The organism is Sphingobacterium sp. UBA2480 (assembly GCF_002341965.1).
Classification (GTDB): Bacteria; Bacteroidota; Bacteroidia; order Sphingobacteriales; family Sphingobacteriaceae; genus Sphingobacterium; species Sphingobacterium multivorum.
Genome location: NZ_DDPA01000002.1, coordinates 82168 through 94809 on the forward strand (window position 1 = coordinate 82168; position 12642 = coordinate 94809).

Here is a 12642-nt window from a genome sequence, read left to right on the forward strand (position 1 = left end):
CAGGATTGTAGCAGTTATTTTCTGCTTCAGGATTGAACGCTGATTTTTTTATTATAGCTGTATCAGCGGATCTGTATATGCTTTTTCTAAAAATTTGACATAAAAGGTGCTACCCGAATCGATTTTACTTTGTACATCGATTTTTCCACCCAATGATTCGATCTGATATCTAATGAGAAACAATCCGACACCTTTACTCTCAAATCCACGGTGAAAAACCTTTTTGAACATAAACAGCTCCGATTTGTATTTTGGCAGGTTAATGCCCAGCCCGTTGTCTCTAACCGTTAATAACGTTCCTTCTTGTTCCTGATGTGTATGTATTTCGATCTTAGGGGCTCGGTCTGTCGCTGTAAATCGGAGCGCATTACTGATGAGGTTGCTGAAAATACTTTCCAGATAAATCTTAGGATAATAGATGTCTTTTACATTGAATTCGATGGAAATAGTTGCATTTTTTTGCTGTATTTCTTCCATAAATTGCTGCTGCACTTTTTTGAATATATCTAAAAAATTACATTGTTCATAAATCAGTGAATTGTTTGATTTAATATCAAGTATTCCGTCCAAATTATGTAACGTTTCAGTCAGATCGTCACTGCTCGTATGCAGCAGGTTCACAAAATCAGCCTTTATTTTTTCATCATGTGTTAACTTAATTTCAGCAATAAGCATCTGTATATTGCTGAGTGGGCCTTTTAGATCATGAGCAAGTATGTTCGCAAATTCTTCCAGTTGCCGTATTTTGGTTTCAAGATCTATTTTGACTAAATCCGATTCAATTTTTTGCCGTTTTAGGATTTCGATATTCTTTTTTGATTCGGAAATATCCTGCACCTGGACGATGAGAAATTGTGCGGTATTGGTATTATCAAAAACTGCCGCAACCGTTACAGAACACCAGACAAAATGTCCTAATTTATGTATATAGCGTTTTTGAAGCGTAAATGCGTCGATTTCACCCCTGACAAGTTTTTCTCTAAGTTCAACATCTTTGTTTATATCGTCGGGGTGCGTTCTATCAGTAAACTTGGTTTTCGACATTTCTTCGTGAGAATAACCAAGAATTTTGGTTAACATATTATTGGATTCTATGGAGTAGCCTTCGAGACTCGTCAATGAAATTCCCAGACCTGATAAATAAAATGCTTGATTAAACTTGTGTTCATTGAATTTACTTTTTTCATTGGACTCGACTTGTTTTGTAATGTCGGAAATAACCAGGGCTACCCGGTTCTGAGCCCTATGTATAGGTTTAATCTGTAAACGATACCATTTGTCCTTGTGCTCGTTTAAATTGGATTGAAAATCCATCTTAAGTTCGCGGTCCAATTTTAATGAATTTTGTATCAATTGGACAGTGGGTACAGCAAGATCCGGCGGAAAGAGTTCTGTGAGACTCTTGTTTAGAAATTCTTCGGGACTGTAGAACAAGAGATCTGGATTGTTGGTCCAGTAGTTTTTAAATACACCAGCATCGGTTACTTCAAATACGAGATCATTCAATGAGGCAACAAGCAATTGAAGTTGGTGTTGTTTATCTTCCAGGACGCGGTTTTTATTGACCAATTTCGATACATCCATAAATGAAATTAAAAGACCTTTTTTATTGTCTTTTATCATAACATGAACATCGAATTGATACCATTTAAACTCTTGATCCTTTTTTCTTCCTAGGATAATTTCATTTTGGTCTTGGTTTTTGGAAAGAGCTGTAAAAAATGGCGTTTCTGTAGGCGACAATACCGAAAGATCATCTGCTGTGTAAAACGTTATTAATTCCTGTATTTTGTAGCTATCTGCCGTACTATCGAAGTCTAAAAGTTCTTGAGCCCTTTTGTTGAATAGTAGAATAGTGCCATCATCTGTGGTCGTGATTGTTCCCTCCAACCTTGTATTTACAGTTTGATCAAAAAGCATAGATAAAGAGTCCCGCTGCTGATGCATTATTCAACCATATTTAGGGTTAATTTTCTCATTTAAAAGTATAAGCAACTCATTGAGTACTTAATTTGCAAAATTGGTAACTTTTACCCCAAAATAATAAATAAATATTAAAATATGTAACTTTTTATATAAAATACTAGCAGGTATATTGTTATGTATGCATAACAATATACCTACTAGTATTTTACCTCTTCTGTGCCTAAGACCTTCTGTCTAATTCTTAATTTTTTCTAGCCACATCCAGTTGAACCAAAGTGGTTGTACTTGTTTACTATTAAAGGTTATGATATACTTTCCGGGCTTATCGAATTTAAATTTGCCGATGCGGTTTTCGACAAATTCTTCTGTATAATTGTTTTCATTGGGCTCGACCACCATTTTGTTGGTCGAAGCAAAACTTCCTTCCAACCGCTGATTGGTCGTACTGACTTCAAAAACACTGTTTTCTTTATTGGGATTATGTGCTGAAAAATCGAGTGAGTAGATGCCCGCTTCAGGGATGGTTACCTCCCAATCGATCTTCGTATCCCCCGTCAGGATCGCATGCGTTGGGTTTTTGCCGTTATAGCGTACAATTTTGAGTCCTTGGTTGAGGCTATTGGTTGATTTCAATGAAAAGCCACCAAAGGTTGATTCTGGGACCGTATTTTTGTCTAGTTCCACCGGCCCATTAAAGGTTAATTTAACTTCTGAAACATAATGATCCGGCTGCGCGTCAGGCAATTGGATATGGATTAAACTGAGACTTTGATCAAATTTTAGTGCCGTTGATACACTTCCCTTCATCAGGGAAACCTGTTCTGGTGTCGATTTGATTCCTGTAATCCGAAGTGTATGGTCTAAGGGCCAATTAAAGACGTGTGCATACACGAGTGTTTTTTGCCCTTCCTTTTTAGTTGTCAGGTAACCCCAATCGAACTGGTTGTTTTTTAGATCAAGGCCGGTGCTGCCGTAGATGCCCTCTCCGTATGTGTTTAGCCAATTTCCGACTTCGTGCAGACGACTGACACTTTCGTAGGGCACTGTTCCATTGGCACGTGGCCCGATATTTAAGGTGAACCCGCCGTTGAGACTTACATTGGAGATTAAGGACTGGAAAATTTGACTGGTTGACTTCCACTCATTTTCCTGACCATTGTAACCCCAAGAATGGGCAATTGTTCCAGGGGTTTCCCAGGGATGGTTAATGTAATTGCTACCAAATTGGTTGTCACCTAATGTTTCGAAATCCACATTTTCAGCATCCGTAGGAAGACCTAGACGTGAATTAATCAAGCAATTAGGTTGTAGTTCACGGATAAGTTTGACAACCTGAAGTAATTGTTCTTTTTTAATAATAGATTTTTGATAAGGGATCCACATGTCGAACCATATCAAGGCAATGTCGCCATAATTGGTCATCAGTTCGCGCAGTTGAGGGATGACTTTTTCTTGCCAATATTGATTGTATTGGGCATCGGTAACATGTCCCGACAGCTCCTGTTGATGGTTCCAGCCGTATGGATGTTCCCAGTCAATCCAATGTGAATAATAAAAACCCAATTTCATACCGTGCTTTCTACAGGCTACTGCAATATCTTTGATGACATCCCGATTGGAACCACTCAATTGTGGAAGGCTATAATGACCAACTTTTGTGTCCCAAAGAGCAACACCATCGTGATGTTTGGCGGTGATGATAATGTATTTCATCCCAGCTTCTTTTGCTAGAAGAACCCATTGCTCAGGATCTATTTTACTCCAGTCGAAACGTTTTGCCAAGGTACCGTATTCTTCTTTGGAGACGCGGTTGCGATATCTTAACCACTCGGCATAGTTATTCATATAACGCAAAGGTTCGCCCTTCCACATGCCTTCAGCTGCACTGTACAGCCCCCAATGAATGAACATGCCAAAGCGGGCATCTTTAAACCATGAGGCTTTTTCAGAAGTTTGTGCAAATAGTTTGGCTGAAATACTGAATAGCAATAATGACAGAATCAGTAGTCGCTTGATTGATGGTATCATAAAGGTTGTTCTGTTTTTTGACTTACAAGATAGGCAAAAAATCGAATATCGATCCTTAAATTGGGTTTTGAAGTGGCTGTGAAGGATAAAATGTCGTCTGTAAAAAAGAGAAAACCCCTCGTATTTAAACGAAGGGTCTTTGTTTAGTATGAAGCTTTAACGCGATTATTTCAAGTTAAAGGCCTGGATAATCTTTTTAAAAACTGCTGTATTGTTGTAGATGCCAATAAAATTTTGCGCACCTGGTCCATAAGCAAAGACAGGTACCATAATATTGGTATGGTCATCGCTACTGAAATTGCCCCTAACAGTTCCCTTTTTATAATTGGCATCCAACACGGAAAGTCCGCCAGTTTCGTGATCTGCAGTGACAATGACGAGTGTTTCACCATCTTGGTCCGCAAATTTTAGGGCTTCCCCGACAAGCCGATCAAAGTCATGTTGTTCGGTAACAACATAGGGAAGATCGTTGGCATGGGCTCCATAGTCAATTTGTGCACCCTCGGCCATGATAAAGAAGCCATTTTTATTTTTAGACAAAAGCTCAATCGTTTTTGAGAGGGAAGTTTTTAGCATTTCTCCCCGTCCATCGAGTATTCTTCTTGTCGCAGAATCCGCCAGGAGTACGAGCTGTTTGCCTGATGTCGCTTTTTCAAAATCACTTAAATTTTGCTGAAGCTGATAACCTTTTGCCGTCAGTTGTTTCATCAGCGTGTTATCCTTGTTGTTGAGGAAGCTTTCGCGACGGGATCCAACGAGAATATCCACATGGCTATTTTTGAAATCTGCCGCAATTTCCTGTGACATGGTCCGATCGATCTGATGTGCGTAAAATGCAGCCGGAGTGGCATCTGTAATATCTCCCGCACTGATTATACCGCTTTTGATCCCGTGTTGAGCAAGTGTATCAGGAATAGCGCTCAACAATTTACCGTCTGCATCCACGCCAATGTAACGGTTATTGGTTTTATGTCCAGTAGCCAAAGCTGTCCCACCCGCAGCGGAGTCTGTAAAATCCGAGTTGGATGCTTCGGTGCGCGAAAGACCAATATGTTTCATATTGATGATATTGGACTGACCAAAATTGGCACTTAAACCTGCTTGTATTTGGGCTAAGCCCATTCCATCACCAATGAGTAAAATAACATTCTTGACCTTGCTCGTTGCACCATCATTTTTATAGGTTGGCTGATAGGGAATGTAGGCCTTTGGATTTGCGTATTCGACTTTAGCGTTGTTTAAATAGAAATTCTTAAGTGCAGTAGGGTGGTCTGTATTGATCCAGTCTACCCCCATGTGACCAAGCTCTTTCCAACTATTGGGACTATCTTTCGTAGCCCAAAAACGAAAGGGTTTACCTAATTTATGCGCTTTGTCTATTACAGATTTCATCTTTTCAAGGTCGGGCGGAGTGGGAGTTCCTTTGCCATTCCAGACAGAATACTGCTTAATATCCTGACTGATCATCCCAATATGTTTGAGCTGTGCCGGCGTATAGTCTTTTTCCGGCCTACCATCAAAATAAATCATCGATGGATAATTGTCGAACTTTTCGGGCGGTGGGATTTCACCGCTGACGACAATTTTAATGGCGGAAGGATTTTTCTGCTGGTCGAATACAGATTCGTTGCCCTTCAAATCGGCTAACAATTTAGACAATACCTGTTCGTAATTTTCCTTAATATCAATCACAAGCTGCAAGGTTTGCTCAGGTTTGGCATAAGGTTTATTGCCGTTCTCCTTAAAGAAAGCAATTAAAGGGTCGATGTAAAGTTTTTTCAACGTCTTCCCTGGTTTGATTTCGCTGCTTTCATGGGCAACGTAAAGCTCCCCATTGCGGTAGAAGACGTCCGCTTCGATAGAGCCCATTCCAGCATAGTAAGCCTCCAACAGCGGGATTTGTTGTTTGTAATCATTGTGGCTATGACCTGCATTGGCAGTCAGTTTCTGTTGTGCAGAAACTGACTGAATGCTTAGGCCGGCAAATAACAGCCACATTAATTTAGTGTTTTTTACCATCCTGCGTTTTGTTTAATGACACCGGAACTGTTGTCGATCTCGCGTTGTGGAACAGCCCAGACATCATGTACTTGCGGATTGAAATTTCTAGCCGGCCAAATTACAGCACCATCAAAATCGTGTAGCGGTTTGGCATAGGTAGCTTGCGCATCGCCCCATCTGACCAAATCGCGGTGACGGTCTGCCCATTCACCAGCAAGCTCATTGCGGCGCTCACGTTTTAGGTCTACGAGGGTCATTCCGCTTTTTGCGATTAAACCAGCTCTTTTTCTAATTTTATTTAATTCGGTATCACCAGCACCAGCGCCATTTAAATTAATGGCCGCCTCAGCTTTAATCAATAATACTTCGGCATAACGCATCAAGGGTACATTGAGGTCTGTAGTGCCGTTGTCACCATTTGGATTGACATGTGTTGGAATAGGGTTGGCATATGAAAATGGTTCCATGTACTTTTTGAACTGATAGTTCGAAGTCGCGCCACCGTCTTTAGTAAATGTACGTTCTGCGCCAAAAAACTGGAATTTGTCTCCTGGTTTCAAGATTGTTGCTTCACGACGCAAGTCACCTGTTTCAAAAGAATCGTAAAGTTCTTTTGTCGGCAGATAGTAACCCCAGCCGTTGTAAATTCCCCAAGCTTTGTTGGTCAACATCACACCTGGAAGTTTGCTGCCCCAGCCAGTACCACCACCATTTGGCGTACAGACCACCGACCAGATATATTCTTTGGACCAGTTGTTGGCGGCTTTAAACACATCCACAAAGTTGGTCAATAATTCATGTTTGCCCGAACTGATCACCATATCCGCGTACTTCGCTGCATTGGTATAATCTTTTTTGTACAGATATACTTTTGATAAATAGGCCCATGCAGCTGTTTTGTGGGCTTTACCATAATCGGTATCCTTCATCTCAGAAAAATAAGGAAGGTTGTCGGCCGCTTTTAATAGCAGTGAAATGATGTAATCGTAGTTTTCGTTAACGTTGTTTGCTCTGGCTACCGGAACGGAAGCATCTGTTTCAGGCGTAACAATAGGCACACCTGCCTTGTCGTTACCATAGTTTGCTGCCAGCTGAAAATAAACCAGGCCTGCATTGAAATAGGCGTCACCAATGATTTGTTTTTTTCGAGCTTCATCCATGGAGATATTGGGAACATTGATAATAATATCGTTGGCCCTTTTTATAATCGCATAACGCATGCTCCATTGCGATTCTGTATAACCGCCACCGATGTAATTGCGGTTGAAATTTTTGATATTGTCCGCTTCGGGTTTGTTACGTCCGGTCACCATGTCGTCACTGGCATTAATAAACCAGAACATTCCACGGCCATAATAATCCTCTTCGTTGTACTTTTCATACATACCAGCTTCTGCTTTGATCGCATCTTGTTCCGTTTTCCAGAAATTCTGTGCAGACGGGGAGCCCTCTGGCGTTATATCTAACTGTTTGTTGCACGATGCAAAAAATGCTAGTGCAGCTATTGCAAGGTATTTTATATTCGTTTTCATTTTTTTTTATTTTTTAGGGCTGATAAGTATAACTCATCTGCATTGTTTTAAGATTAGAAATTGACATTTAAACCGACAATAAAGCTTCGGGCTTGTGGATAACGGCCGACATCAAGACCATTGTTATCCATCCCAATTTCTGGGTCAAAACCTGTATATTTTGTAATGGTGAACAGATTATTGGCTGTTGCATAAATGCGTACGTTACCCGTCTTAAATTTGCTTGCAATTGATTTTGGTAAAGTGTAGCCTAATGTAACGTTACGAATGCGGAGGTAAGAACCGTTTTCAATGTAAAAATCGGATGCATTGAAGTTTCCGTTCGCATCTGAGGTGGAAATGATTGGCACTTTACCATTTGGATTTTCTGGAGACCAGGCGTCCAAAATACCCGTTAACTTATTGTAAGAAGGGCCACTTGCACTATACGTTGTTCTTTTGATAGCGTTGAAAAGCTTGTTGCCTTGAACGCCCTGAGCAAAAATATTGAAATCAAAATCCTTATAATTCGCATTAAAGCTCAATCCATAGGAGAAATCCGGGTATGCACTGCCCGCAAAATAACGATCTTCAGGTCCGATTGAACCATTGCCATCGATGTCTACAAATTTGAAATCTCCTGCTTTTGCATTCGGCTGAATTTTTTGTCCATTGGCGTTTTTGTAATTATCAGCTTCGGCCTGACTCTGGAAGATACCATCTGTTTTGAGCACATAGTAGCTGTAGAGCGGTTGACCGACGGTAATAGAGAGCGGAGCCAATTCATTTCTGAAATTAGTACCCACAGCAATGGTGTTCAAGCCCGGTGCTAATTCTTCAACCTTGTTGTTTAATTTGGTTAAGGTTGCATTGATGGAATATGTAAAGTCGGAATTTCTTGAACTATTATAGGTCAATCCTAGCTCGATACCCCTGTCTTTGACTAAACCCGCGTTGATCGTTTGACTATTTAAGCCTGCTGTACCTGGTAGTGAACGGGTTAAGATCATTTTATTTGTTTCCTTAATAAAATAATCGGCGACTAAGTTAAAATGGTTGAAAATTCCCAAATCTAAACCTATATTAGTCTGTTTACTTTCAGCCCAAGTGAGGTTCTTGTTGGCCAGAATCGTTTGTACGTATCCTTTTTGTAAGGTCGGTGTTTGACCGAAATAACTTTGTGTCGATGCTAGTAGCGGGTTGACAGCTGCAGCTGACAAACTACCGAGATTACCTAAAATACCATAGCTACCGCGTAATTTTAATTGATCTAACCAGGTTACTGATTTTAAAAACTCTTCTTTGCTGATTACCCATCCTGCTGATGCAGAAGCGTAGTTTTTAAATCTATTTTCCTTTGTCAACATGGATGACCCATCGCGTCTACCAATCAACGATAATAAATATTTATCATTGTAACTGTAGTTTGCTCGTAAGAATAGCGAGGATATTGCTGTTGAAGCGTAGCCACTTTCTGAAGGTTGAATGGTATTGGCATTTGTTAAATAACGGTATTGTTTGGACTCATCGTCAAAACCTGCTCCGGAAGTATATAGATAGGTGTTTTTTGTCTTTTGAAAGGTATAACCACCGGTTAGGTCAAGTTGATGCTTGTCGAAAGAAGTTTTGTAATTTAAAACTTGTTCTGCTAGGATATCGTTTGCATCATCAGCTCGTTCAACCAGACTATTGCTCAAAACGGGTTTGCCTATTTCCGGACGTCGTGGTGTAAAACTTTTATATCTAGCGTTTGATTTAGTAATACTTAAGTTGGATCTGAATGTTAAGCCTTTTGCCAATTGGATGCTCGCATAAGGATTGACAACAAGGACATTGACCGGATTGTTGATGTCGATGCGCATCAGTTCGGCAACAGGGTTAATGATATCACCGTAATCGCCCGGGAATGGCCCTGGTAGACCGGCAAAGCTGCCATCAGCATTGTAAGGGGTTCCATTGGTTGGATAATAGATGGCCGATAATAGCGCTCCTGTATAATCGCTGCTCGTATTGGCACCATTTCCATTGGTACTGCTGTAGGATAAGTTTTCACCAACTTTCAACCAGGGGGTAAGTTGATGTTCTGAATTTATACGGAAGTTATAACGCTTGGTTTTCGTATTTAGGACAATACCTTCGGCGTTGCGGTAATTGAAACTGAGGTAAAAACTAGATTTTTCGCTACCACCATTAATTGCAGCATTGTAATCCTGTAGTGCTGCATTTCTAAAAACTTCATCCATCCAGTTTGTTTTGGTCACTAGACCCTCCGGGTATTTGGTCGGATCAAAAGCAGGTAGGATGGTCGTTCCACCATTTTTTGCAGCTGTTGCAGCGACTTCGGCACGTTGTTCGGCATTTAGCGGCTGTAATTTTCGCCAAGCGCTTTGTTGGCCTAACTTGGCATCAACGCTAATTTGCATCTGCCCTTTTTTTCCTTTTTTAGTGGTGATCAACACCACACCACCAGAAGCTCTGGCACCATAGATTGCTGCAGAAGCATCCTTTAATACAGAAATAGACTCAATGTCGTTGGGATTTAATTGTGGCGTACCTAGGAAAATGGAACCATCAATAACATAGAGTACACTTTCACCATTTATACCACCAGCACCGCGGATATTGATACGGGGTGAAGCAGTTGGGTCACCACCTTCGTTTGTGACAATAACACCTGGCGATTTTCCGGCCAATACTTCGCCAACGCTGTTGACAGACCTAGACGATAATTTGTCAAGTGAAACCAAGCTTACAGCGCCCGTTAATGTCTCTTTTTTCTGCGTTCCATAACCAACAACAACAACTTCGGATAGGGTCGAACGTTCTTCGCTTAGCGTTACATTAATAACTTCATTTTCGCCAACTGCGACTTCCTTGGAATGGAATCCGACCATCGAAAAAGAAAGTACAGCTTGCGGTCCTGCCTCGATTCGGAAGGCTCCTTTTGTATCTGTTGTCGTTCCAACCTGCGTACCAACTACTTTTACAGAAACACCTGCGATTGCAGTTCCCAATGTGTCCCGTACAAAACCTGTCACGATACGATCTGCCTTCATGTTTGCTTGTGTGTTCAAGATCACATAGTCCTCTTTTTCCACCGCATTGATTCCAAGCTTATTCAAAAGAGAGCGAACTGGTTCAGTTTTAAAACTGCCGCTTAAGACCGTGTTACGTTCTTGCAATAGATCAGGATTGTAAACAAAATGAAGGCCTGAAAGACTCTCGATTTTGTGTAGAATCACATCGAGTTTCTCGCCCTTGCTTATTTTGATGTTTACACTGCTTTTGTCCAGACGTTGGGCCATGCTTGGGGAGGCCATCAATGAACTGCAGAATACCGAAGTAATCGAAAATGCGATGCAGGGATACTTCATGATCCGATAAAAAGAGAATTCTCTTTTGAATGCAGGTGTTTTCATTTTTTTGTAATGATTAGGTAATGAATTACGCATGGTGACTAAGATGTTTTAGGTAAATTTTTAGACATTATTTGTGGACTTTAAATATTTTATCCTTTTCAATCGTACTGTACTTGAGGTGATGTAGGCTGCAGATGATATCCAGTATTTCTGCCGGATTTTGTGTGCTATTGAATGTGGCTGTTGTTTTTAAAGGCGAAAGTGAAGTGTCTTTTAAGATAATTTCGATGTTGTAGACATATTCCAGTCTTTTTACCACCTCCTTAAGTGGTGTTCCATCAAACGCAATGGCTACGGCTGTATTTTTTTCTACTAGGTTGCGCGATGATTGTTTGGTCTCTTTATCATAGCGTAGACTTTGGTTTTTGGTTAATATGCCGAGGATCTTATCATTTTGCTCCACAGCAACCTTACCCGTAGCGACGGTGACTTCGACTTGATCGGAAGCCTGATAGGCTTTTATCCGAAAAGAGGTTCCTAATACTTTAACTGCTAGCTTCGATGCAAGCTGTACCTGAAATGGATGCTTCTCGTCGTGGGCAATGTCAAAGAAGGCTTCCCCCTCAGTAAGTGCTATTTCACGGATATTGCCCTTGAATTTACTTGGATAGCTGATTTTTGAAGATGGTTCGAGGATAATTTCCGAACCATCTGCCAAGACAATCTTTTTATGTTCCCCTGCAAGGGTTGTTGTGACGATCTGCGCAGATGCTGTGATAGGTTGATTATTTACTTTCCAATAAAGAAGTCCTATGGAAGCAATCATTAAAATAGCGGCTGCTATTTTGAATACAGGTGAATACAGCAGGGAAGGTCGTTTACTTCCCTTTTCTGAAATACTGGACTGAATATTGGCCAATAATTGTTCGCGCAGTGCAGCTTTTCGTTCCTGCGGAACTTTTTTTGCAGCCTTATCCAGTTGGGCGTACCAATCTTCGACTTGCTTAATCTCGGCGGCGGTAGCCTCTCCATTTAAATATTTTTGCAGTAACTGCTTTGCTTTTTCTTCCCTCATTTGAATACATGTCACTTCAAATGGGAAATGGTACTAGTCGAAAATATTAGGAGTATATTAAATTATTGTTAACACTCAAAAAAAATGGAGGAACTGCCTAAGAGAGGCTTTTTTTGAGCAGTTTCATGGCCGAGGTAATTTGATTCTTGACAGTTTGTACGGAGACATTCAACTCGCTCGCAATTTCCTTGATAGACTTTTCTTGTTTTCGGCTCATGGTGACGACCAGTCGCATACGTTCGGGAAGCAGCATCAAAGCTTCTTCAACTTTTTGCTGCGCGTCTTTTAGGATCAGTAGGTCGTCCGCTGAATCCGCATATCGTTGGTTCATTAAAGTCGCTAGTTCGGCTTTATGTCCATCTTTAACTGTCGTATTCCGAAAATGGTTGATTACTTTGAATTTGACAGCTCCATGTAGATAGGCTGCAAGACCACCAGATATGATGACCTGCTCACGGTGTTCCCACAGCGAAATGAAGATTTCCTGGGTAATGTCCTGAGCCACATTTTCGTCGCCTATTTTCTTAAAAGCTGCATCAAATATGGCTTCCCAGTACAGATTAAAAATCTGTTCCATGGCAAAGTGGTCACCTCGCTTTAATGATGCTATCAATAATTCGCTCACAAGATCAGTTTTAATTGGACAAAGCTAATAACTCAGTATTCCTTTAAAGTTAATAAATCTTAAAGAGTATATTTTGTCTGTTATAAATTAATCTTGGGAATTATTGCTGAGATTGAG

General features: G+C 40.7%; 7 protein-coding genes. All 7 read right to left on the bottom strand.

Annotation, left to right across the window (positions count from 1 at the left end):
- Window positions 1-51: 51 nt before the first annotated feature.
- Window positions 52-1947: a sensor histidine kinase gene (locus B3600_RS04745; protein WP_286752259.1), complete on the bottom strand. Its 1896-nt coding sequence runs from the start codon at window positions 1945-1947 to the stop codon at window positions 52-54.
- Between the two features lie 213 nt (window positions 1948-2160).
- A complete protein-coding gene (locus B3600_RS04750) occupies window positions 2161-3954 on the bottom strand; it encodes an alpha-L-fucosidase (protein WP_286752260.1) in 1794 nt (597 codons plus the stop codon).
- 165 nt (window positions 3955-4119) lie between these two features.
- On the bottom strand, window positions 4120-5973 hold the full coding sequence (locus B3600_RS04755; protein WP_286752261.1) for an alkaline phosphatase: 1854 nt from the start codon (window positions 5971-5973) through the stop codon (window positions 4120-4122).
- Window positions 5967-7487, bottom strand: coding sequence for a RagB/SusD family nutrient uptake outer membrane protein (locus tag B3600_RS04760; protein WP_286752262.1), 1521 nt, complete (start codon window positions 7485-7487; stop codon window positions 5967-5969). The genes B3600_RS04755 and B3600_RS04760 overlap by 7 nt, the downstream gene beginning before the upstream one ends.
- 53 nt (window positions 7488-7540) lie before the next feature.
- On the bottom strand, window positions 7541-10885 hold the full coding sequence (locus tag B3600_RS04765; protein ID WP_286752263.1) for a SusC/RagA family TonB-linked outer membrane protein: 3345 nt from the start codon (window positions 10883-10885) through the stop codon (window positions 7541-7543).
- A 67-nt stretch (window positions 10886-10952) separates the two neighbouring features.
- Window positions 10953-11900 carry a FecR family protein gene (locus B3600_RS04770; RefSeq protein WP_286752264.1) on the bottom strand — a complete coding sequence of 316 codons (948 nt, stop codon included), beginning with the start codon at window positions 11898-11900 and terminating at the stop codon, window positions 10953-10955.
- 97 nt (window positions 11901-11997) lie between these two features.
- Window positions 11998-12525: an RNA polymerase sigma-70 factor gene (locus B3600_RS04775; RefSeq protein WP_156167646.1), complete on the bottom strand. Its 528-nt coding sequence runs from the start codon at window positions 12523-12525 to the stop codon at window positions 11998-12000.
- Window positions 12526-12642: the final 117 nt, after the last annotated feature.

Excerpts from the sequence above, each read along its gene's own strand:
- B3600_RS04755 (WP_286752261.1), bottom strand. The coding sequence starts at position 5,973 with ATGGTAAAAAACACTAAATTAATGTGGCTGTTATTTGCCGGCCTAAGC.
- B3600_RS04770 (WP_286752264.1), bottom strand. The coding sequence starts at position 11,900 with ATGAGGGAAGAAAAAGCAAAGCAGTTACTGCAAAAATATTTAAATGGA.
- B3600_RS04745 (WP_286752259.1), bottom strand. The coding sequence starts at position 1,947 with ATGCATCAGCAGCGGGACTCTTTATCTATGCTTTTTGATCAAACTGTA.
- B3600_RS04750 (WP_286752260.1), bottom strand. The coding sequence starts at position 3,954 with ATGATACCATCAATCAAGCGACTACTGATTCTGTCATTATTGCTATTC.
- B3600_RS04765 (WP_286752263.1), bottom strand. The coding sequence starts at position 10,885 with ATGAAAACACCTGCATTCAAAAGAGAATTCTCTTTTTATCGGATCATG.
- B3600_RS04760 (WP_286752262.1), bottom strand. The coding sequence starts at position 7,487 with ATGAAAACGAATATAAAATACCTTGCAATAGCTGCACTAGCATTTTTT.